We start from the raw sequence: 21,937 nt of genomic DNA on the forward strand, positions 1-21,937 counted from the left end.
CCCCCTCACCCCGCTCTCCGCACCCCGTGGGCAGTCCGAAGAAGAAGAGGTGACGGCCGAGATGACTCTGCGACGCGAAGCGTTCCTCGGCCACGTGAAGGAACGCGGCGAGTACGAGACTCCGGAGGAAGCCGAGCGCGCGGCCCGTGTGGTGCTCGCCCTCCTCGGCGCACACCTGGTCGGCGACGTCCGCGCCCAGCTGGCGGCGCGCCTGCCTGAGGCATTCGCCCTGATCCTGCTCAACCCGCTGCAGAGCGCTGAGCCGCTGCCCCCGGAGCGGTTCGTCCGCGCAACCGCCGCGTGGATCGAGGGCGCCACCGAGCAGACCGCGGCCTGGGACGTCAGCGCCGTGCTGTCCACCGTCGCCGACGCCGCCGGCGAGGACCTGCTGGACCAGATCCTGCTCCAGCTCCCGGCCGGCTACGACCTGCTCTTCGGCCACCCCCAGCCCACCTGACCATCCCGCACGCCGGTGCCCGGACACCGGCCACAGCAAGAAAGGCAACCACCCCAGTGATCTCCGACCGGCACGCACCGCCCCAGCAGCCGTACGGGACGGCATACGAGCAGATGCTGGAGAAGGTCCGCTACGAGGGCGCCTACCCCACCCGCGAGCGCGCGGACGAAGCCGTCCGCCTGGTTCTTTCCGGACTGGGGCGCCAGCTGACCGGCGACGAACGCGTCGACCTGGCCGGCCGCCTGCCCCTGGAAGCCGCACGCGTGCTGACCGCGCAGATCCCCGACACCCAACCGCTGACCGGCCGAGCCTTCGTCAAAGACCTCGCCGCCCGCACCGGCGCCACCCTGGCCACCACCCGCTGGGACACCGGCTCCGTCTTCTCCGCCGTCACCGCCTACGCCGGCCCCGACCTGATCACCCGCATCCTCCACCAGCTCCCCACCGGCTACGCCCTGCTGTTCGGCCGCGCCGAACTCACCCCCGCCGCGTAGACGGCGATGTGCGTGCTCGGGGCGGGCGCGACGACCGCTGCGTCGCTGTCCGCCCTGGTCACGTCCGGCAACGTGCGGCGGGATCGAGCTCAGCGACGTACCGGGCGACGGCATCGACGCCGGGGCGGGCGTACCGCTCCAGGGACCGCACGGAGGCGTGGCGGGAGCGGGCCAGCAGCATCGGGGGGGGAAGTGCCGCTCTCCGCGTCGTGGGTGAGCGCGGTATGCCGCAGCCGGTGCAGGGTCCAGCCGTCCAGGTCCTCGACGTCCTCGGGTGAGGCGAGCGGGTTGGCCAGCAGCCGGGTCTTCCCCTCGAAGATCTCCTCAGCCCGGCGATACGACAGACGGGCCCGGCCGGTCTCGGGGCACACGTCCAGCGTTGGCGTCCCGGCCGGGGCCTTGCGGTCGGTGAGGAACAGCGGGCCACGGTTCGGCGGGCGATGAGTCGCGGCAGGAGCTGGGCGGTGCCGGACTGCCAGTGAATCCCCTCCGTGGCCCCGCCCTTGGCGGTGATCCTGCCGCGCTTGTCCTGCGGGTAGAGGTCTTCCGCGTTCAGGCACAGCACCTCGTCGGCCCGTGCGGCGGACTCGTAGCGCATCTTCCAGAACGTCCTCCCCCGCAGGGCGGCGTCCAGGCGCCACAGGGCGACGATCCGGTTCTTGGCCAGGGCCTTGGTGCGGTCGGGCGGTGCCGGCCGCCGCTCGATGCCGATCGTCGGATCGCCTTCGATCCAGCCCTGGCGCTGCCCCCGACCGATCGCCTTGCGCGCGATCAACAGCTCCCAGTTGACGGTGTCGGCGTCCATCTCGTCCGCCCGCGCCGCCGCCAGTTCGGCCAGCACCTCCGGCAGCGCCGGGTCGTCGATCGCGGTGAGAGGGAAGACAGGTGGATTCGCGCCCCGGCGGGCGGACCCGGTCGGCGCGGGGGCGCCGGCGAGCATCCACCCCCACGTCGTCAGCGAGATCCGGTAGATCCGCGCGGAGCACTTCGCGATGCCCGCGCCGGTGAGGTACCGCTCGACCGCCGCGGTGTACGACGAGGGCGGGGCGGACAGGGGCACGAATGCGGTGCACGGCCGGGCGCGATGTCCTCTGCCGCCGGCCGCACGCAGCCAACCCGTGGACGGCAGGATCCACTGCACCCGGGGCACAGCGGCCCGCCACCGCGCCTGCATCGGGCTCGGATTGGCCGCTCGGCGCGGTGTGGCGCAGCGTCAGCGGCGGGCGAACTCCAGGGTGCTGGTCGCGCGCCGGGCGCCGACGCCCTCGAACAGGGCGGTAGCCGCCGCGTTGGACTCATTCACCTCGGCCCATACCGAAGCGGTACCGCAGCGGTGCAGCGAACCCAGCGCATGGGCCAGCAGCGCCCGGGCGACGCCGCGACGGTGCCTGTCGGCCCGAACGGCAATCAGTCCGATCCGTGGCTGCCGGGTCAGCGGCGCCAACCGGACCAGTCCCACGTACCGGTCGGACTGCCGCGCCACCGCATACTCCGACGGGTCGAGCAGGGTGGTCCCCGCCGGGCGGGGCGGCACCTCGGCCGGCATCGTCCGCCATCCGACGGCAGCCTCGACCTCATCGCGGATCGTGCGGTCCAGGGCGCGCAGCGGGCCCTCCTCCGTCTCACCGGAGGGCACGATGGTCACGCCTGATGGGGGCCGCGTCGAGCCGAGCCCGGTGACCTGCGGGTCGGTGGGCACGAGATATCCCCACTCGCGGCGTGCGGCGGCGAAGCCGGCCCGCTCCCAGGCGGACCTCGAGTCGTAGTCGGCCTCGTCGACGAGGGTGTACAGCGGTGTTGTCAGGTCCGCCAGCATCGTGTCTGTGATGCGGTCGAAGACCGCGCTGTGCCACGCGTCGACGCTGATGAAGAGCTGCCCGTGGGGCCGGCGCGAAGCGTCGCCGCGCCCGACCACGCGGCCGTCCTCCACGGCGCGCCACCGCAGGTCCGATACCCGCGTGATCACCACCGCGTGGGCGTTCTCTCACGGTCGCCCAGACGGTACCGGCGGGGGTCGGTAGGGTCGGCCCAACCCCTTTGAAGCCGGCCGGGATCACTCCCCTGCCTTCCGTGGCGGCCGAGACCGGTCACGGAGCGCCGCCCGGCTTCGGGCCGCGGTAGCCGGGCCGGGAGGAAGCATCGATGCCGACCTCGTAGCGGACGCGGGGGTTGGTCCAGTTGTGCCGGACGTGGGCGCCCGTGGAGTGGATGGCCAGGCCGATGGCGTGGTCGGTCGGGGCGGCGAAGGTGTTGCCGGTGATGGTGACCTTCTGGACGTCCTCGAACATCAGGGCCTGTGACGCAATCAGGGTCTCGCAGTAGTTGTCGCGAATGACGAGGTCGGACGTGTGGCCGTGGCCGTCGCCTTCTCCGTCGTCCGGGCCCTCGGCCATCACGCACATGTTGTCGACGTGCTCGCAGCGGTTGCCCTCGATCAGCACGTGATGGCTGGGCGGAGTGTCGCTGGCGAAGGTCTGCATGCAGTCGGCGTGGCCATAGCGGTTGGAGGCGCCGCGGACGGTGTTGTGCTGGATCCTCAGATGGTCGCCGAAGAAGCGCATGCCGTCACCGTCGTGGCCGTGCGGGCTGACGACCGTGTTGTTCCGTACCGTGATGTCGTCGCCGGTGATCTCGATGCCGGGCGCCTCGGGCCTGGTGACCCGGTAGTTCTCCACGATCACGTGGTTCGCCTCGACGGTGATGCCGTCGACGGTGCGGCTGTGACCGTCGTACACGGCCGGATGTGCGGCGGTGCCGCCGTGGGTGATGACGAGCCTGGGCCGGGCGGCGGCCGAGGCGGGGCTCGGGTGCAGCGGCGCGGTCGCGTTCATGGCCGCGGCGGCGGTGAGCAGGGCGACGGCCCGGAGCGCCCGGAGCGCACGTCGTGATGTGGTCGGCATGGCGGGGAGCGTAAGGCGGGCGGCGGGGAGGGGTCCCGAGCCCGGCCGTCCGCACAGTCGTCAGGGCGCCTCGGCCAGGGCCAGGTCCATCGGGACGAGCGTCGTGGAGGCCAACAGGGCGCGCAGGAGATGGTCGTTGAGGGCGTTGCCGACGGGTTCGCCGACCTCCTCGCGGGTCAGATACGGCACCCCGTCGCGGGACAGTCGGGCGCGCACGGCGTTGACCATGTGCTCGACGCGCTTGTCCGTCCAGTCGGCCCCCGGTTGCAGCTCGGCGAGCTGGGCGGCCGTCCGCTTCCAGGTCAGCGGCTGCGGCCTCGGCTCGTGCAGCAGATAGCGGCGGCCGAGCACGACGAGGGCCAGCTTCTCCTGCTCGGTCAGCGCCCAGACGCGCGGCGGGCGGGTGACGTCCGCGTGCCGGGGGCGAGGGCGCTCGTCGTCGGGGCCGGTGACGAAGACCTCCAGGAGGTGCTCACGTCCTCGTGATCCCTGGACGAACAGCGGGGTGTAGCCGGTGGAAAGCGGCAGCGGTTCCTCGCCGCGGAACAGCAGACGGCCCTCGGTGCAGCGGATCGGCAGCTGCCCGCGAGTGCTCAGCCACCACCGGCCGTCGTGGTGCGTGAGCGTGCCCTGGTGACGGCTGACGCGCGGGTCGTCCTCGCCCAGGCAGACGTGGACCTCGGGCCTGTTGCGGCCGAAGTGGACCTCGCGCCCCTCCCCCGGCCGCAGCGTGATGCCGCCGGTGAGCGCGAGCGCGAAGACCGTACCCGGCACCGGCGCAGAAACACCGCGGGCCAGGCTGCCGTGGGTGGCGGGGAGAACTCCGGGTGTCTGTGTCATGTTCCGTTTCCGGACCGTCTCACTTCCCGGGCATACTCTTCGCGATGTTCTGCACGGCGGCGCCCGCGAGCGCCTCGGCGCCGGCGCACACCGTGGCGTTCGGCTGCCCCTGTTCCCGCAGGGTCAGCCGGAACAGCTCGATGGTCCGGCCGCCGACGGAGTCCGTGAACGTGCGGTGCGGTGTGTAGACGACGCAGCTGTCGTCCCCCTCCTCCTTGGGGGCGACGTGGCTGGCGGTTCCGGCGATCTGCGCGGGCTGTCCGTTGTCCGACAGGTCGTTGTCCTGCGTGAACTGCAGCTGCACGTAGGCGCGTTGGCCATCCGGGCTCGCCCAGTCGCACGTCCAGTCGGCGAAACCGCGATCCGTCGGCCGCTGCTGAAGGCCGGGCACCTTCTTGAGCACGGCCGGATCCAGCAGAGCGCAGGCGTCCAGCCGGCCCAGGGAGTTGGCCGGCCAGGCCGCCGAACGCCGGGGCACCGGGCCCTGGTCCAGCACCGTGACCGCGTGGTCGACGGCGGCGTCCGACAGGGCGCACGGGTCGGGCGCGCCGGCGCCTTCCCGTTTGCCGTTGACCACGATCTGCCCCCGGTCGGGTGTCGTGATGAACCGCAGGCACTGGTCCCCGTCCCGTTTCAGGGACGCGACCTCGACATTGCCGACCCTTCTGACGGGCACACTGCTGTCGAAATGCTGCAGATCGCTGCTGAGGTCGACCTCGGCGTCGGCGATCTCATCCCCGCCGGAGCTCTGCACCAGTACGTCGCACCGGTTCAACTTCCCGTAGGTGGGGGCGAGTTCGGTGTGTCCGAAACGGCTCAGCGACGCGTCGTCCAGCACCTTGCAGGGGTCGGCGCTCCGGGCGTCGCCCATGGCGCCGGCCTGCACCGTGGCCGAGGGCTTCGCGTCGGCGCCGTTGCCGCCCTGGTGCCCGAAACCCCAAGGGCCGAAGAGAGCGAGACCGACCGCGAGGCCTGCCACGGCCAGCGCCGTCGCCGTGACCGTCAGCGCCCGGCGACGACCGCGCATCGTCCGGCCCAGCCGCAGCGTGCGGGACGGCAGGGCCAGCGTCCGGCGGAGCCGCAGCGTCTCCCGCGCGTCCCGGTCCGGGCTCAGGTGCTCCTGGACGTATTGCTGAATGTGCGCGGGCGGCGGTGCGGCGCGCGTGAGAAGTGCGCGTGCCTCAGCGGCGTCCGGGCGTTTCCCGGGCTCCACCTCAAGGAGTGCGGTGAGCGGTTCGGTGAGCGGACCGGCCTGCTGCGGGGGGTCCACGTGCCCTTCGAGAGCTCTGGCCAGATAGCCCATGACGTGCTCGAACTCCCCGTAGGGCGAGCGGCCCTCGATCGCCGCGAACAGGCTGGCGCCGAGGGAGAACACATCGGCTTTTGCGTCCGCCGCCCTGCCCCTGGCCACCTCGGGCGCGAGATAGCGGGGCTTGCCGCGCACCGTGCCCGTCGTGGTGTGCGTGCCGGTCTGGGTGACCTCGCTCCACAGGGCCCGCGCGATCCCGAAGTCCGTCAGCCGGGCCACACCGTCGTCGGTGACCAGGATGTTCTCCGGTGTCACATCGCCATGCACCACGCCCTCGCCGTGGGACTTCGCCAGCGCCGCCGCGATCTGGCCGCCGATCGAGCCGGCCTCCTGAGGGCAGAGGGGGCCGCGCTCGGCCACCAGCTGGGCCAGGCTGCGCGAGGGCACGTACTCCATGACAATCCAGCAGGCGTCGCCCGCGGTGACGTAGTCGAACACGGCCACGACGTTGGGGTGGTGCAGCCGCGCGGCGTAGCGGGCCTCCTTCATCAGCCGCTGCGCGGCCCGGACGTCGTCCGGGCGGGCGCACTTGACCGCCACACGCCGGTCCAGCAGTTCGTCCCGGGCCTGCCAGACGATGCCCATCCCGCCCTGGCCGATGGGCTCCTGCAACCGATACCGGCCCCCGACCCTGTACCCGGCCTCCGGTGTCACCGGCACCGCCCCACTCCCTGCCCACACCGTCACGCCTGGTCCCTTACGGGTGCCAGAGTGTACTCAGCGACGATCAGCCCCAGGAAGCGTGCGGATGACCGTCACAGGATCCCCTCAAGAGCGTCGTTTACGGATTGATACGGCCGAACTTCCGTACGCGGTAAGGAGCTTGGCCGAGGACGCGGTTCCACCACGCACGATGAGGAACCGCAGCCTGCCCGACGCCACGCGACGGACCTGCGGCCCCACCATGTCGCGGCATCACCGGACAGCGGCGCCGGGGCGTTGCTGACACCGTGCGCGGACAGCACGGCGCAGATCGCCAGCGCCGCCGCCGAAACGGTCCCGGTGCTCGTCGATGAACGCTACGAGCGTGTGTGGCCGGGGCGATCTCGGCCACGAAGAGGACTGTAAGAGGCGCGCGTCACGATGAGCGGCGGATGACTGGACCGTGAGGTCTGGTCGGCGCGGGATCGGGGAGGACCAAAGTGCAGGGATGGCTCGCTGTCGCACCGCGCGGACCAACTTTCCAGACGGGAGGTGGTCGGGTGTTGCTTATGCGAGGGGGCGACCTCAGTCGGTCACCACCTGGCCCAGCGCCTCGTAGACGTGGTCGATGACGTGGTCGATGAAAGTGAAAGTCATCGCGATAGTTCTTGGTTTACGCGCGAGTGCCGGCGGGAGGTGCCTCGTAGACGCTCGGTGGGGATGTCGACACGGGATACCCTGGAGGGGTGATCGAGAATCTTCCCCCTTGTCCCAAGTGCTCCTGTGAGTACACCTATGAGATGAACGCCCTTGTGGTGTGTCCGGAGTGCGGCCACGAGTGGGTTCCCGCCGAGAGCGGCGTGGAGGGCGGGGAGGCCGCCGGCGAGAGGATCGTCAAGGACTCCGTCGGCAACGTGCTGCGGGACGGCGACACCGTGGTCGTCGTCAAGGCCCTCAAGGTCAAGGGGAGCCCGTCGGGTATCAAGGCGGGCACCAAGGTGCGCAACATCCGGCTGGTCGACGGGGTCGCCGGCCATGACATCGACTGCAGGATCGACGGATTCGGGGCCATGCAGCTGAAATCCAGCGTGGTCAAGAAGGCCTGACCCGCTGCGTTCCAGGGAAGCGCGTAGCTCGCCGATCTGAAGGCCGCGCAGGGGGAGGCGAAACCGCCGTCGTAGCGGCGGCCCTTGATCGGCGGCCGTCTCCCGTGAGCCGGACAGCGCTCTACGGCATCGGGAGGCGGTCGCCTGCGCCCCGCAGCCCCTCCTCAACGGGCTGGTCCCGGCTCGACGGGATGGTCTTGAGGCGACAAAGCCTCGTCAAAGTCGGCAAAGGGCAAGACAAGTGCCGTAACTCCGGCTGCGGAGTGCCTCGTTGGTGACCTGCAGACACGTCCTCACCGTGTCAGGGAGGGTTCATGGGCCTGCTGCGCAAGATCCGCGACACAGGGCGGGTGGCCGAGCCGTCCCCCAAGCTCTCGACTTCGCTCGAGCAGGGGGGACCCCCATCGCCGCGTCCGGAAGGTGAAGCCCCACCGGGGGCTGGGGAGTTCGGCGGGTCGGTGCAGGTGCGGTGCGTCGATGCGGGGTCCTGCAACGGGTGCGAGATCGAGATTGCGGCCGCCTTCAATCCGGTGTACGACGCGGAGCGGTACGGGGCACGGCTGGTGGCCTCGCCCCGGCACGCGGACGTCGCGCTGGTGACCGGGCCGGTGACGCGGAACATGGCGGAGCCGCTGCGGCGCACGGTGGCCGCCATCGGGGAGCCGCGGCTGGTGGTCGCGGTGGGCGACTGCGCGATCAACTGCGGGGAATTCGCGGGCGGTTACGGCGTCGAAGGCGCGGTCTCCGATGTCGTACCGGTGGACCTGGCGGTGCCCGGGTGTCCGCCTGAGCCGGCGGCGATCGTGGCGGCGCTGCGGAGAGTGACCGGGCGGTGAGCGTGATCCCGGCCGCCCTGGCGACGGCCACCGGGTTGGGCGGCGCGGGTGTGCTTGCCGGGTTCGTACTGCCGTACCGGCTGCGTGTCCCGGTCGTCGGGATACTGACGGTGGGTGTGGGGGTGGGCGGTGGCGCGGCGGGTGCGGCTGCACTGGGCGGCGGCAGCTGGGAGGACACGCTTGCCTGGGTGCTGCCGCTGGCCGGGGCGCATCTGGCGGTGGATGCGCTGGCAGGGGTGTTCATGGCGGTGGCCGGGGCCGTCGTGGTCGCGGTCTCGCTGTATGGCATGGGCTATGCGGCCGGGCACGGTCCGCACGGGTTGGGGTCGCGTACGGCGCAGGGGGTGCTGCCGCTGTTCGCGCTCACCCTGGTGCTGGTGCCCGCGGCGGCGTCGGTGTCGACGTTCCTGGCGCTGTGGGAGCTGATGGCGCTGGCCTCGTTGCTGCTGGTGCTGGCAGAGCACCGATGGGGGCACTCCCCCAGCTACCGCCGGAGGGACCCCCACCCTGCTCGACCGGAGTCGAGAGCTTGGGGGAGGGCCTCGGTGCGGCTTGCCGGTGTCTGGTACGCGGTGATGACACACCTGGGCCTGGTGCTGCTGCTTGCCGGGTTCGCGCTGTTCGCCGCGCACGCGGGCGGAGAGACCTTCGCCGCGCTGCGGGCGGGCGGGCACGCCATCTCACCGACCGTGCGCGGGCTGGTGTTCGTGCTGGTCGCGGCGGCGTTCACCTCGAAGGCGGGGGCGGTGCCGCTGCACGCCTGGCTGCCGCGCGCGCATCCCGAAGCGCCCAGCCCCGTGTCGGCGTTGATGAGCGCTGCCATGGTCAACCTCGGTGTCTACGGGCTCGTCCGCACCGGCCTCGACCTGCTCGGTGGCGGTCCGGTGTGGTGGTGGCTGGTGGTCGTCGTGGTCGGCGGGGTCAGTGCCGTCTACGGCATCCTGCAGGCCGCGATGGCCTCCGACCTGAAGCGGCTGCTGGCCTACTCGACCAGTGAGAACATGGGCCTGGTTCTCATCGGCGTAGGGGCCTGTGGGCTGTTCTCTTCCTACGGCAACCGGCCGCTGGCCGCGCTGGCGTTGGCGGCTGCGCTGTTGCACGTGGTCAACCACGCGGCGTTCAAGGCGCTGTTGTTCTGCGCGGCCGGCTCCGTCCTGCGCTCCACCGGTCTGCGCGATCTCGACCTGCTGGGCGGGCTGCGTTCCCGTATGCCGGTCACCGCCGCACTGTTCGCGCTGGCCGCGCTCGGCGCGGTGGCGCTGCCACCGGGCAATGGCTTCATCAGCGAGTGGCTGCTGCTGCAGTCCCTGATCCACGGGCTGGCGGTGCCGGGCGTCGCGGTCGCGGTCGTCCTGCCCCTGTCGGTGGCGTTGATCGCCCTGTCTGCCGGGATCGCCGCCGCCGCCTTCGTCAAGGCACTCGGCGTCGGTTTCTTCGCCCGGCCCCGCAGCATGCAGGCTGGCTCGGCGAGGGAGGCGCCGCCGCTGATGCTCGCGGGAATGGTCCTGCTCGCGGTGCTGACGGTGGCGCTGGCGGTGGTGCCGGGCCTGCTGGGCGACGGCCTCGACCGGGCCGTGGAGGCCCTTGGGTTGCCGGGCAGCGGGGCGGTGACGGGCGGGGGGCTGAGGGTACGCCTCGCCGACATCTCCGCGTCGCTGTCCCCGCTGTGGGTGGTCGCCGCCCTGACGTGCGCGATCGTGGTGGCGGTCGGGCTGCCCCGGCTCTACGGGCGCCGCCGGCGCCGTGTGAACGCCCGGCTGTGGGACTGCGGGGGTGGGGCGCCGACACCGCGCATGGCGTACACGGCGACCTCGTTCGCGGAGCCGTTGCAGCGGGTCTTCGACGACGTCCTCGCGCCGGAGCAGGACCTTGACATCACTCCGGTGCGGGAGTCGGCGTACCTGGTGGAGCGGGTGCGCTTCCAGCGCCGGGTGCCCGACCGGATCGAGCACCGGCTGTACGGACCGGTGCTGCGGGCCCTGGCCGGGACCGGAGGAGCCGCCCGGCGCCTGGCGGGTGGCAGCGTCCACCTGTATCTCGGCTATGGCTTCGTCGTCCTGGTTGTCCTGCTGTTGGTGCTGGCGGTGGGCTGGTGAGGCATGACAGTGGACCGGTTGGTCCCGGCGGTGGGCTGGTGAGAGCGAACCCATGAGTGCTGTCGGATACGCGGCCGTGGCCGGGCAGATCGTCGTCGTCGGCGGTGGGGCGCCGCTGCTGACCGGATGGATGCGGCAGGTGCGGGCCCGCCTGGAGGGCCGGGCCGGAGCCGGGGTGCTCCAGCCCTGGCGCGACACCCGCAAGCTGCTGCGCAAGGAGCCCATCACGCCCGTAGGGACCGGGCCCGCCTTCCGCGCCGCGCCCGCCCTGCTGGTTGCCACCACCGTCGTGGCCACCGCCCTGGTCCCGCTGCTTTCCACCGACACTCCGGTCAGCTCGCACGCGGACCTCATCGTGGTGGTCGCGCTGATCGCGCTCGGTACTCTCGCGCTCGCCCTGGCCGGCCTCGACACCGGCACCGCGTTCGGCGGGATGGGCGCCTCCCGGGAGATGACGGTCGCCGCGCTGGTGGAGCCGACGATCCTGGTGGCGGTGTTCGCGCTGTCGATACCGGCGGGCACGACCAACATCCCGGCCATCGTCTCCGGCGCCGTCCGTGAGCCCGCCCGTCTCGCCTCCCCGGTGGGCCTGCTGGCGACGGCCGCGCTCGCGGTGGCCGTGCTGGCGGAGACCGGGCGGATCCCGGTGGACAACCCCTCCACTCACCTCGAACTGACGATGATCCACGAGGCGATGGTGCTGGAGTACGCCGGACCCGACCTCGCGCTGGTCGAACTCGGCGCCCAGATGCGGCTCACCCTGCTCCTCGGGCTGCTGTCCTCGCTGTTCGTGCCGTGGGGCATCGCCGGTAACGCCTCGTGGTCCGCGCTCTTGGTCGCCCTGGTGGTCTTCGTGGTGAAGGTGGCCGTCCTGGGCGCGGTGCTGGCCGCGGCCGAGGTGTTCTGGGCCAAGGTGCGGCTGTTCCGTGTGCCGGAACTGCTGGCCGGGTCCTTCCTGCTGGCGCTGCTCGCGGTGACCGCCTCGTACTTCATGAGCGGAGAGTCATGAGCAGCGGCCTGTTCACCCAACTCCTCGACCAGGCGTGCGGCGGCTTCCTGCTGGCAGCGGTGATCGTGCTGTGGCGGCGCGAACTCGCCGCGATCGTCCGGGTCTTCGCCCTCCAGGGCGTCGCCCTCGCCGCGATCGCCGTCCTGCTCGGCGCGCACGAACAGCGCTGGGACCTGATCGCCGTGGGCCTGGGCATCGGGGTGCTCCGGGCGGGCGTCCTGCCGTATCTCATGCGGCGCGCCCTGGCCGCGCTCACCAAGGACCGGCAGCGCTACGGCACCGGCGGCGCCGAGACCCGGGAGACCCAGCCGCTGGTCAACGTCGCCGCCTCACTGCTCACCGCGGCCCTGCTGACCCTGCTCGCCTACGCCGTCGCCCGGCCGCTGACCGAGCTGGCCCCGGCACCGGCCACCCGCGCTCTGCCGGTGGGCCTGGCCGTCGTCCTGATCGGCTTCTTCGTGCTGGTGACCCGTCGGCGGGCGCTCGCCCAGGTGGTCGGCTTCCTGCTGCTGGACAACGGCATCACCGCCACCGCCTTCCTGGCCACCTCCGGGGTGCCGCTGATCGTCGAACTCGGCGTCTCCTTCGACGTCCTGCTCGCCGTACTGGTGCTGCAGATCCTCACCACCCGGATGCGGGAGGCGTTCGGCACGACCGACATCGACGACCTGCGGGAGCTGCACGAGTGATGCCGCATCCATTCCCAGGGGCCACAGTTCTGCTGACCGCGCCCGTAGCCGTCCCGCTGGTGGTCGCCGGCGGGTACGCGCTGGCCGGCCTGTGCACCCGCCGACCGGTGGCCGCCGCGCCGCCGAAGGCCCGGCAGCCGCTGCCGGTTCCGGCTGGGGCTTCGGAACAGGCGCTTCGGAGAGCAGAGTTGGAGCAGTCCCCCGTGCCAGGGCCCGTCCGTGCGCGGCGCGCCGCCGACTGGGCCGGTCTCCTCTCGCCTGCCGTGATCCTCACCTGTGGGAGCCTGCTCGCGGAATCCGTCACCTACGACGGCCCACGGCTGGCGTACTCCGGATTTCTGCGTGCGGACGCGCTGACCGCGTGGCTGCTGCTGGTGGTCGGTGCTGTCGCGCTGATCGCCGGTGGCTCCGCCCCGGCCCATCTGGCGAACGAGCGGGCCGCCGGGCGGGCGAGCGACCGGACCGTGACGGGGGTCCCCCCTGGTCGAGCGGAGTCGAGAGCTTGGGGGAGCTACCACGTCCTCGTGCAGGCGTTCCTGTCCGCGATGTGTCTGGCGGTGGTGACCGCCGACCTCGGCGTGCTGTGGGTGGCGGTCGAGGCCACCACCATCGTCACCGCGTTCCTCGTCGGCCACCGCCGCACCCGCACGTCGGTGGAGGCGGCCTGGAAGTACGTGGTGATCTGCTCGGCCGGAATCGCGCTCGCCTTCCTCGGCACCGTGCTGATCTACTACGCGGCGCGGCAGGCGGGCATCGCCGAGGCATGGGCGCTGGACTGGCCCACCCTTGTCACCCGCGCCGACCGGCTCGACCCGGCGGTGACCCGGCTCGGCGTCGCCCTCGTCGTTCTCGGCTTCGGCGCCAAGGCCGGTCTGATCCCGCTGCACGCCTGGCTGCCGGACGCCCACAGCCAGGCGCCCGCACCGGTCTCCGCGCTCATGTCGGGTGTACTGCTCTCGGTGGCCTTCGCCGCGATCCTGCGCTACCGGGTCATCGCGGACGCAGCGCTCGGTACCGACTTCACCCGCATCCTGCTGGCCGGGATCGCGCTGCTCACCCTCGTGTTGGCGGCGGGGTCGCTGCTGGCCCAGCGCGACTACAAGCGGATGCTGGCCTACTCCAGCATGGAGCACATGAGCCTGATCGCCCTGGCCGCGGCGATCGGCAGCCCGCTCGCGCTGTCTGCCGCACTGCTGCACATCGCCGGGCACGGTCTCGCCAAGTCGGTCGCGTTCTGCGCCTCCGGCCGCATCCTGCAGCAGACCGGCACCGCCAAGATCGGCCGGGTGCGCGGGCTGCTCGCCCGGACACCCGCACTGGCAGGCACGTTCGGGCTCGCGGTGGCGGCGCTGATGGCGTTCCCGCCCTTCAGCCTCTTCGCCTCCGAACTCGGCATCGCCCGGGCCGGTTTCCGCGCCGGAAACGGCCTTGCCTGGGCCACGGCGACGGCCCTCCTCCTCGTCCTGGCCGCCTTCGCCGCGCTCGCCACCCGCACCGCGCGCATGCTGCTCGGCCCGGCACTCGGGGCCCCTGGGAGCACCGCGCCCGCCGAGGGAACCAGGCAAGCCAAGGGGGCCGAGGTCACCGCCGTATGGCCCCTCGCCCTCGGCCTGGCCGCCTGCGCCGCCCTGGGCGTGTCCCTGGGTCCGCTCACCGACCTGCTGCACACCGCCGCCCAGGCGATCGGAGGCCACTGAAACCGATGCGCACCACACACGACATCGATGTCTCCGAACTGCCGGCACGGGCCGAGGAGTTGCTGAAGAGCGGGCACCGGCTCGCACTGGTCGCCGCGCACCTCGACGAGGCCGGACCGCGTGTGGTGTACGTCTTCGTGTCCGGCCTGCCCGACACCCGTACCGAACTACAGATCCGCCTCAACCCCGACCGCCCCGAAGTTCCCACCCTCGCCGATCTCTCCTTTCCTGCGGGCCGGTTCGAGCGCGAGATGCGTGACCTGTTCGGCATCGTCCCCCTCGGCCACCCACTCCCCCGCCGCCTGGTACGCCATTTCCACTGGCCACGCGGCTGGTACCCGATGCTTTCCGACGCCGGCCCGCCGCCGGCCTTCGGCGAACAGGAAGGCCCCTACCCGTTCCTGGAAGTGGAGGGCGACGGCGTCTACGAGATCCCCGTCGGCCCGGTGCACGCCGGGCTGATCGAGCCCGGCCACTTCCGCTTCTCGGTCGTCGGCGAGACCATCCTGAGGCTCAAGGCCCGCCTCTGGTTCGTCCACAAGGGCATCGAGAAGCTCTTCCAGGGCCGCTCGACCGCCGCCGGACTCCCACTCGCCGAGCGCATCAGCGGCGACACCGCCGTCGGCCACGCCCTCGCGTACTGCCTGGCCGTCGAGGAGGCCACCGGCACCGAAGTCCCGGACGCGGCCCAGCGCGCCCGCGCCCTGCTCCTCGAACTGGAACGGATCCACAACCACGTCGCCGACCTCGGCATGCTCTGCAACGACGTCGGCCACGGCATCCTCAACGCCCACGCCCAGCGCATCCGCGAACAACTCCTGCGCCTCAACGGCGAGATCACCGGCCACCGGCTGCTGCGCGGCGGCGTCATCCTCGGCGGTGCCGGCCTTCGCACTCTGCCTGACCCCGCCCGACTCACGGCGATCGGCGCGGACATTCACGAGATCATCGACCTGGCCCTGGGCCACTCCACCGTCCGCGACCGCTTCACCGGCACCGCCGCCCTCACAACCGACGCCGCCCGCGCCATCGGCTGCCTCGGCTACGTCGCCCGCGCCAGCGGCCTGCCCGCCGACGCCCGCATCGCGCACCCCTTCACGCCGTACGGCCTCCACCTCGACGTCCCCGTGCACGACAGCGGCGACGTGCTGGCCCGCTTCCTGGTCCGCGCCGAGGAGATCGACGCCTCCCTCGCCCTGATCGAGCAGCTCGCCGACGGGCTTCAGCCCCCTGCGGGGGCGCCGGTACTCCAGCCGACGTCGGAATCGGGCCCCCGTACGGGTGTGGGACTGGTGGAGGGCTGGCGCGGCACCATCGCCACCCGAATCGAAATCGCCCCGGACGGCACCCTGGCCCGGGTCAAGCCGGTCGACCCGTCCTTCTTCAACTGGCCCGCGCTACCAGTAGCGTTGGCGGACACGATCGTCCCGGACTTCCCACTGACCAACAAGAGCTTCAACCTCTCCTACGCGGGAAACGACCTGTGACCTGTCGATGGCCGGGCCGAGCCCGATGCCGCCCGCGTTCCGGGAGCGGGGGCAGCTGAAGCGGGCAGAGCATGCGGCCGCATCCGGCGCCGTCGAAACTCTCTCGGGGTGCCAGTCCCCTACCGCGCGACATTCCACACGTCAGGCCCGCCTCCGCGCCAATCGATCAGCTCCGGGTCGTCGATCGCCGTATCGGTCTTCGGCAGGTCTGCGCATCGCAGGAGCTCGATCAGGTCGAGCAGGTGGTACGCCGTGCCCATGCGCTCACCTCGGATGGTCACCTGCCTGCCACCATCGGTCATGGGCGGGTGCACCACCACAGGCGCGCCGTCGGTCATAGCCTCATCCTCGCTCCGACCGGCCCTCTCGCGCGAGCCCCATCGTCACACGCCTCCAGCAGCGGTGCAGCAACAACGTGAATCACGAAAATCAGCAATCAGCTACATCCTGTATCGGTCGTACCCGTACGTAACCGCGGGCACGACTTTTGAGGTGTGGCCCCGCCCGCGGCGGGCCGTATGTGAAGCGATTGAGGATTTCCGTGCTGGTTCCGCTGTATCAAGCCAAGGCTGAGTTTTTCCACGTCGGCCGGCTCCGTTGCCGACTCGTACGACAACGCGGTGGCCGAGACGCTGAACGGCACCTTCAAGGCCGGGCTGATCGAGATGCAAGACCCCTGGACCGGCATCGAACAGGTCGAGCGGGCGATCTTCCAGTGGGTCACGTGGTAAGACGAGGAGCGCCTGCACCCCGCGCTCGACTACGTACCGCCCGCCGAGTACGAACGCGACTTCCGGCGAAGCCAGGAACACCCCCGCAGTCCACCTGACACAAGATCACCGGACTCTCCACAACCCGGGTCAGCTCGGATCCTCGACCTGCACAAGATTCCCATCACAGCGATACCCGGCTCCCGTGTACGCACCCCCAAGCAACGGACAGCGATCCGTTGGTGACCGCCGCCAGCTCGCTCATCCGCCGGGTGTGCTCTGGTGCCTCGGACAGGTTCACCAGGACCCCGTACTCGAAGTGGGTGCCCCCGGCGTCGCGGTGCAACTGGGCATCCAGGGCGGTCGGCAGCTTGAGCAACAAGCTGGTGAGTGCGAGCCAGGTCTACATCTCCTCACCGGTGAGCCAGCGGGGCTGCTGCGGCGTCTCCAGGTAGCCAGCGTAACTCAACTGTTGAAGTGATCGACTCGGATACTTTGGTTGACGATTCAAGTAATCGCGGCTAGCTTTGACTTCAAGGTTGAAGTTGCAGAAGGGCTGGAGCTCGGTGTACGTCGTCTTGTCGGTCATCACGAGCGTGCTCGCGGTCACATTTCTCGGTGCCGGGTTGATGAAGGTCGGACAGTCAAGAGGGAAACTGGCCGCCTCCGGCATGGGCTGGGCTGACGATTTCGCGCCTGGCGCGATCAAGGTCATCGGCGGCCTGGATGGTTTGATCCTGCCGGCCGTGTTGGGCGTTGCACCGGTGCTGATACCTGTGTCTGCGCTCGGCCTGGCCGGACTCATGCTGGGCGCCGCGATCGTCCACGGCCGCCGCGGGGAAGCCCGGTTCGTCATCGTGAATCTGGTGCTCCTCGCGCTGGCCGCCGTCGTGGCCTGGGGCTGGTTCAGCCCGTGTCCCTTCGCGTTCTAGTTCGCGTTCCTGCGCCGGCGGAGGCGGACGCGGCCTGACATGCCTGGTTGTGAGTCAGTGCGGCGGGCTGGTGTCAGCGCCAGTCCACCGCAGCAGAAACGGAAACCGTCACCGGCCCCTGCGGTGAGACCCACCGCCGAGCGGCGGTTGACGAGCTGAGTCATGGCCTCTCAGACAACGCCCCGCCCGTTGGGGATCCAGATGATCTATGTGAAAGCGGTTAGCTCATGAGTGACTTGGGTGCCCACAAGGCACGAAAGTCAGATGTCCGCACGGTGCGGATGTCCGCGGCGCAGCGCGGCGTGTGGTACGGCCAGCGCCTGGAGCCGGACAACCCGATGTTCAACATCGCGCACTACCTGGATATCCGCGGCGACTTGGACGTGGCTCTGCTCGAACGGGCCTTCCGCCGGGTCCTTGAGGAGTCGGACGCGCTGCGCGCGCGGTTCGTCGAGCACGGCGACGAGCCGCTGCAGGTGCTGGACCGGCTGGACGACTGGTCGCTGCGGGTCGTCGACCTGCGTGCGGAGGCCGACCCGCTGGCCGCGGCGGTCGACTGGATGCGCGGCGACCTCGCGAGCCCGATCAACCCGGTCCGCGGCCTGCTGTTCACGGTGGCCGCGCTGCGCCTGGCCGACCAGCGGTTCCTGGTGTACCAGCGGGTCCACCACCTGGTCCTGGACGGTTACGGCGCGTCGATCGTGGTGGCCCGCACCGCCGAGCTCTACCGCGCCCTGGAGGCAGGTGAGCAGCCCGGTGACCGGTTCTTCGGCACGCTCCGCGAGCTGCTGGCCGAGGAGGACGAGTACCGCGGCTCCGAGCAGTTCGCCGCCGACGCCGAGTTCTGGCGCGCGCGACTGGCCGACCGCCCGGTGGCGACCATGCTCACCGAGAGCACCGCGCCGATGGCCGACCACTGCCTGCGGCACAGCGACGACCTGCCCGCCGACGAGGCGGTGCGGCTGCAGGCCATCGCGCGGGAGCTGGGCACCAGTCTGCCGACGCTGGTCGTCGCGTGCTTCGCGGCCTACCTGCACCGCATGACCGGGGACCGGGACGTGGTGTTCGGGCTGCCGGTGACCGCGCGGCGGTCCGCCACGTCCCGCGTGACCCCGGGAATGCTGTCCAACGTGCTGCCGCTGCGGCTGGCCGTCACACCCGACGTGACCGTGGACGAGCTGGTGCGCAGGGCGTCGGCGGAGATCCGCGAGGCGCTGCGGCACCAGCGCTACCGCGCCGAGGACCTGCGCGGCGACCTCGGGATATCCCGGTCGGCGCCGCTGCACGGTCCGAGCATCAACGTCCTGCCCTACGACGACCACTTCGACTTCGGCTCGCACCGTGCGACCGTGCACAACCTCGGGGTCGGTCCGGTCGACGACCTGTCGTGCGTCGTCCAGCGCCTGTCCTCCGGCCTGCGCCTCGACCTGGACGCCAACCCGCGGCGGTACTCCACCGCGGAGCTCGGCGGGCACGCGACGCGGTTCCTGCGCGTGCTGCGGTCCGTCGCGGCCGACCCGGGCGTACGCGTCGGCGATCTGGAGCTGCTGGACGACGCGGAGCGCCGCGCGTCGCTCCCGGAGCCGACCGCGCCGGCCGAACCCGCCACGCTGCCCGAGCTGTTCGCCGACCGGGTCGCCGCGACCCCGGACGCGCCGGTGCTGCGCGACGACGCGGAGTCGCTGACCGCCGCCGAGCTGGACGCCCGGTCGAGCCGGCTCGCGCGGGCGCTCATCCATCGCGGGATCGGTCCCGGGGACACGGTCGCGGTCGTGGCGGGTCGCACCGCCGGCACGATCACCGCGCTGCTCGCGGTCAGCAAGGCCGGTGCGGCCTACCTCCCGCTGGACCCCGCCTACCCGACGGACCGTCTCGCCTACCTGGTCGCCGACGCCCGCCCGGCCGTCGTGCTCGCCACCGCCGATCAGGCCGGGCTGCTCCCGCACGGCACCGCGACGCTGCCGCTGGACGGTCCGGAGCTCGCCGCCGAGCTGGCGTCGTACTGCGGGGACGCGCCGGGTCAGGCCGACCGCGTCCGCCCGCTGCGTCCCGGCGATCCCGCCTACGTCGTCTACACCTCGGGGTCCACCGGGCGCCCCAAGGGCGTCGTGATCGAGCACGGCTCGCTGGCGAACCTGTTCGCCCAGCACGTAGAGACCGTGTTCGGCCCGGCCGTGGAGGCGGCCGGGCGCCCGCTGCGGGTGGTGCACCTGGCCGGTACGGCGTTCGACGCGTGGTGGGACGCCGTGCTGTGGCTGGTGGCCGGGCACGAGCTGCTGATGCTGGACGACGCCGTGCGCCGGGACCCCCAGGAGTGCGTGGACTACCTGGCCCGCGAGCGGGTCGACGTGCTCGGGACGACCCCCTCCTACCTGCGTCAGATGCTGGATGCCGGGTTGCTGGACGGCCCGCACAGGCCGTCGGTGGTGCACGTCGGCGGGGAGCCCGTCGATCCGGAGCTGTGGCGCGAGCTCGCCGGGACGCCGGGGCTGCTGGCCTTCAACTTCTACGGACCCACGGAGGCCACCGTCGACTCCGTCATCGCGCGACTGGACGCGGTCGCCGAGCCGGCGATCGGCACCGCCGTGCGCGGCACCGCGGCCTACGTCCTCGACGCGGCGCTGCGGCCGGTGCCGGCCGACGTGCCGGGCGAGCTGTACCTCGCGGGCGCGGGCCTGGCCCGCGGTTACCACGACCGGCCCGCGCTGACCGCGGAACGCTTCCCCGCCGACCCTTTCCGCGCCGACGGCAGCCGGATGTACCGCACCGGCGACCTGGCGCGCCGCAGGGCGGGCGGGGCGCTGGAGTTCGTCGGGCGCGCCGACGACCAGGTCAAGATCCGCGGGCACCGCGTCGAGCCCGGCGAGCTGGAGGCCGCGCTGGCCGCGCGGCCGGAGGTGTCCCGGGCCGCGGTGGCGGTACGCGGCAACGACGACACCGACCGCCGGCTGCTCGGGTACGTCACTCCGTCCACCGTGGACACCGACGCGGTGCGGGCGGCGCTGGCCGCGCGGCTGCCGGAGTACCTGCTGCCGCAGGCCGTCGTCGCGCTCGCGGAGCTGCCGCTGACCGCGAACGGCAAGCTCGACCGCGACCGGCTGCCGGAACCGGCCACTTCCGGCCCGGGCCGGGAACCGGCGGACCGCGTCGAGCGCGTGCTGTGCGAGCTGTTCGCCCAGACCCTGGGGGTGCCGTCCGCCGGGGTGGAGGACGACTTCTTCGCGCTCGGCGGGCACTCACTGCTGGCGACCCGGCTCGTCGGCGCGATCCGCTCGGCGCTGGGGGTGGAGGTCAGCATCCGGACGCTGTTCGAGTCGCCGACCCCGGCGCGGCTGGCCGCCCGGATCGGGCGGGACGCCGGCACCGGGCCCGAGGCGACCACCCGGCGCCCGGTGCCGCGCCGGGCGGAACGCCCGGAACGGCCGCCGCTGTCGTCCGCGCAGCGCCGGCTGTGGTTCCTGCACCGACTCAACCCGGACAGCGCCGAGTACCACATGCCGGTCGTGCTGCGGCTGGAGGGCCGGCTGGACGTCGACGCGCTGCGCGGCGCGCTGGAGGACCTGGTGGCCCGGCACGAGGCGCTGCGCACGGTCGTCGTGGACGACGGATCCGGGCCGTACCAGCGCGTCTTGCCGGCGGCGGGCGTGGAACTGCCCGTCGAGGAGGTGGACCGCGACGGGCTGGAGGGGCGCGTCCGCGCGGAGTCCGCCCACGGGTTCGACCTCGCCGGGCGGATCCCGCTGCGGGCCCGGCTGCTGCGGGTCGCGCCGGAGGAGCACGTGCTGGTGCTGGTGATCCACCACATCGCCGGCGACGGGTGGTCGTTCGCGCCGCTGGCCCGCGACCTGGGCGCGAACTACGCCGCCCGGGTGCGCGGGAGCCGCCCGGCGCTCCCCGCGCTCTCGGTGCAGTACGCGGACTACGCACTGTGGCAGCGCGAACTGCTCGGCGACGAGTCCGATCAGGACAGCCTCGCTGCGCGGCAGTTGGCGTTCTGGAAGTCCACCCTGGACGCGTTGCCGGAGCTGACGCTGCCGCTGGACCGCCCGCGCCCGACCGAACCGAGCGGCCGCGGGGACGCCGTCCGCATCGAGCTCCCGGCGTCGGTGCACGAGCGGATCACCGCGCTCGCCGCGGCGCACGGGGCGAGCACGTTCATGGTGCTGCACGCCGCGCTGTCCGCCTGGCTGCACCGGATGGGCGCCGGGACGGACATCCCGGTGGGCACGGCGGTCGCCGGGCGCACCGACGACGCGCTGGCCGACCTCGTCGGGTTCTTCGTGAACACGCTCGTGCTGCGGGCCGACGTCTCCGGCGACCCCAGCTTCACCGAGCTGCTGCGCCGGGTGACCGAGGCGGACCTCGCCGCGCTGGAACACCAGGACCTGCCATTCGACCGGGTCGTGGAGGAGCTGGCGCCGCAACGGGTCTTGGGCCGCAACCCGCTGTTCGACGTCATGCTGACGCTGCAGAACAACGCCGCGCCGGAGCTGGAACTCCCCGGGCTCGACGTGTCCGCGATGGACGAACACGCCACCGGGACGGCGAAGTTCGACCTGTCGGTCACGCTGGCCGAGACGTTCGCCGACGACGGCACGCCGGCCGGGATCGCCGGCGACCTCGAGTACGCCACCGACCTGTTCGACACCGACACCGCGCGGCGGTTCGCCGAGACGTTCACCCGGCTTGTCGGCGAGCTCGTCCGCGAACCGCACCGGCCGGTGCGGCGGGGC

Annotated in this window: 18 protein-coding genes; 11 read left to right on the forward strand and 7 right to left on the reverse strand. The window is 72.0% G+C overall.

Features of this window, described 5'->3' with window-relative positions; translation table 11 throughout:
• The first annotated feature begins 61 nt into the window (after window positions 1–61).
• Both RZ84_RS00700 and RZ84_RS00705 read left to right on the forward strand, forming a co-directional pair.
• Entirely contained in the window at window positions 62–457 is a 396-nt protein-coding gene (locus RZ84_RS00700; RefSeq protein WP_043268692.1) for a DUF2267 domain-containing protein, read from the forward strand.
• Window positions 458–513: 56 nt separating this feature from the next.
• Complete coding sequence (locus RZ84_RS00705) at window positions 514–951, forward strand: DUF2267 domain-containing protein (protein WP_043262687.1); 438 nt, start codon at window positions 514–516, stop codon at window positions 949–951.
• A 58-nt stretch (window positions 952–1,009) separates the two neighbouring features.
• On the opposite strand, the gene RZ84_RS34875 is transcribed toward RZ84_RS00705, so the two are convergent.
• The 5 genes from RZ84_RS34875 to RZ84_RS00735 all read right to left on the reverse strand — a co-directional run bounded on the left by RZ84_RS34875 (window position 1,010) and on the right by RZ84_RS00735 (window position 6,612).
• A complete protein-coding gene (locus RZ84_RS34875; RefSeq protein ID WP_241777478.1) occupies window positions 1,010–2,011 on the reverse strand; it encodes a site-specific recombinase in 1,002 nt (333 codons plus the stop codon).
• A gap of 153 nt (window positions 2,012–2,164) precedes the next feature.
• Complete coding sequence (locus RZ84_RS00720) at window positions 2,165–2,920, reverse strand: GNAT family N-acetyltransferase (RefSeq protein WP_043262688.1); 756 nt, start codon at window positions 2,918–2,920, stop codon at window positions 2,165–2,167.
• Between the two features lie 118 nt (window positions 2,921–3,038).
• A complete protein-coding gene (locus tag RZ84_RS00725; protein WP_052229649.1) occupies window positions 3,039–3,851 on the reverse strand; it encodes a right-handed parallel beta-helix repeat-containing protein in 813 nt (270 codons plus the stop codon).
• A gap of 60 nt (window positions 3,852–3,911) precedes the next feature.
• Complete coding sequence (locus RZ84_RS00730; RefSeq protein WP_043262689.1) at window positions 3,912–4,691, reverse strand: FHA domain-containing protein; 780 nt, start codon at window positions 4,689–4,691, stop codon at window positions 3,912–3,914.
• 19 nt (window positions 4,692–4,710) lie between these two features.
• Window positions 4,711–6,612: a serine/threonine-protein kinase gene (locus tag RZ84_RS00735; RefSeq protein ID WP_241777479.1), complete on the reverse strand. Its 1,902-nt coding sequence runs from the start codon at window positions 6,610–6,612 to the stop codon at window positions 4,711–4,713.
• Between the two features lie 776 nt (window positions 6,613–7,388).
• Between RZ84_RS00735 and RZ84_RS00740 the strand changes: the two genes are divergently transcribed.
• The 7 genes from RZ84_RS00740 to RZ84_RS00770 all read left to right on the forward strand — a co-directional run bounded on the left by RZ84_RS00740 (window position 7,389) and on the right by RZ84_RS00770 (window position 15,562).
• Window positions 7,389–7,748: a zinc ribbon domain-containing protein YjdM gene (locus RZ84_RS00740; protein ID WP_043262691.1), complete on the forward strand. Its 360-nt coding sequence runs from the start codon at window positions 7,389–7,391 to the stop codon at window positions 7,746–7,748.
• Between the two features lie 314 nt (window positions 7,749–8,062).
• Window positions 8,063–8,584 (forward strand): NADH-quinone oxidoreductase subunit B family protein, encoded by a 522-nt coding sequence (locus tag RZ84_RS00745; protein ID WP_043262692.1) that lies wholly within the window; start codon window positions 8,063–8,065, stop codon window positions 8,582–8,584.
• Complete coding sequence (locus tag RZ84_RS00750) at window positions 8,581–10,680, forward strand: proton-conducting transporter transmembrane domain-containing protein (protein ID WP_043262693.1); 2,100 nt, start codon at window positions 8,581–8,583, stop codon at window positions 10,678–10,680. The genes RZ84_RS00745 and RZ84_RS00750 overlap by 4 nt, the downstream gene beginning before the upstream one ends.
• Window positions 10,681–10,732: 52 nt before the next feature.
• The gene (locus RZ84_RS00755) at window positions 10,733–11,689 is read left to right on the forward strand and encodes a respiratory chain complex I subunit 1 family protein (RefSeq protein WP_043262694.1); all 957 of its coding nucleotides are present in this window, start codon (window positions 10,733–10,735) and stop codon (window positions 11,687–11,689) included.
• Window positions 11,686–12,378 carry a hypothetical protein gene (locus RZ84_RS00760; protein ID WP_043262695.1) on the forward strand — a complete coding sequence of 231 codons (693 nt, stop codon included), beginning with the start codon at window positions 11,686–11,688 and terminating at the stop codon, window positions 12,376–12,378. The genes RZ84_RS00755 and RZ84_RS00760 overlap by 4 nt, the downstream gene beginning before the upstream one ends.
• The gene (locus RZ84_RS00765) at window positions 12,378–14,075 is read left to right on the forward strand and encodes a proton-conducting transporter transmembrane domain-containing protein (RefSeq protein WP_241777481.1); all 1,698 of its coding nucleotides are present in this window, start codon (window positions 12,378–12,380) and stop codon (window positions 14,073–14,075) included. The genes RZ84_RS00760 and RZ84_RS00765 overlap by 1 nt, the downstream gene beginning before the upstream one ends.
• A 5-nt stretch (window positions 14,076–14,080) precedes the next feature.
• A complete protein-coding gene (locus RZ84_RS00770; RefSeq protein WP_043262696.1) occupies window positions 14,081–15,562 on the forward strand; it encodes a hydrogenase large subunit in 1,482 nt (493 codons plus the stop codon).
• A gap of 119 nt (window positions 15,563–15,681) precedes the next feature.
• Here RZ84_RS00770 and RZ84_RS00775 read toward each other — a convergent pair whose 3' ends face one another.
• Together RZ84_RS00775 and RZ84_RS00780 are read right to left on the reverse strand one after the other, a co-directional pair.
• Window positions 15,682–15,900, reverse strand: a complete 219-nt coding sequence (locus RZ84_RS00775) for a hypothetical protein (protein ID WP_043262697.1) — start codon at window positions 15,898–15,900, stop codon at window positions 15,682–15,684.
• Window positions 15,901–16,456: 556 nt separating this feature from the next.
• Entirely contained in the window at window positions 16,457–16,654 is a 198-nt protein-coding gene (locus RZ84_RS00780) for a hypothetical protein (protein ID WP_198539920.1), read from the reverse strand.
• 157 nt (window positions 16,655–16,811) lie between these two features.
• Between RZ84_RS00780 and RZ84_RS00785 the strand changes: the two genes are divergently transcribed.
• Window positions 16,812–17,204 carry a DoxX family protein gene (locus tag RZ84_RS00785; protein WP_241777482.1) on the forward strand — a complete coding sequence of 131 codons (393 nt, stop codon included), beginning with the start codon at window positions 16,812–16,814 and terminating at the stop codon, window positions 17,202–17,204.
• A 227-nt stretch (window positions 17,205–17,431) separates the two neighbouring features.
• Window positions 17,432–21,937 (forward strand): non-ribosomal peptide synthetase (locus RZ84_RS34880; RefSeq protein ID WP_198539921.1); only part of this gene is annotated, 4,506 nt, incomplete at its 3' end.

The organism is Streptomyces sp. CT34 (genome assembly GCF_000805335.1).
GTDB lineage: Bacteria > Actinomycetota > Actinomycetes > Streptomycetales > Streptomycetaceae > Streptomyces.

Coding starts and splice junctions, on each gene's coding strand:
- RZ84_RS00745 (WP_043262692.1), top strand. CDS start 8,063: ATGGGCCTGCTGCGCAAGATCCGCGACACAGGGCGGGTGGCCGAGCCG.
- RZ84_RS00770 (WP_043262696.1), top strand. CDS start 14,081: ATGCGCACCACACACGACATCGATGTCTCCGAACTGCCGGCACGGGCC.
- RZ84_RS00775 (WP_043262697.1), bottom strand. CDS start 15,900: ATGACCGACGGCGCGCCTGTGGTGGTGCACCCGCCCATGACCGATGGT.
- RZ84_RS00730 (WP_043262689.1), bottom strand. CDS start 4,691: ATGACACAGACACCCGGAGTTCTCCCCGCCACCCACGGCAGCCTGGCC.
- RZ84_RS00700 (WP_043268692.1), top strand. CDS start 62: ATGACTCTGCGACGCGAAGCGTTCCTCGGCCACGTGAAGGAACGCGGC.
- RZ84_RS00755 (WP_043262694.1), top strand. CDS start 10,733: ATGAGTGCTGTCGGATACGCGGCCGTGGCCGGGCAGATCGTCGTCGTC.
- RZ84_RS00725 (WP_052229649.1), bottom strand. CDS start 3,851: ATGCCGACCACATCACGACGTGCGCTCCGGGCGCTCCGGGCCGTCGCC.
- RZ84_RS00765 (WP_241777481.1), top strand. CDS start 12,378: ATGCCGCATCCATTCCCAGGGGCCACAGTTCTGCTGACCGCGCCCGTA.
- RZ84_RS00760 (WP_043262695.1), top strand. CDS start 11,686: ATGAGCAGCGGCCTGTTCACCCAACTCCTCGACCAGGCGTGCGGCGGC.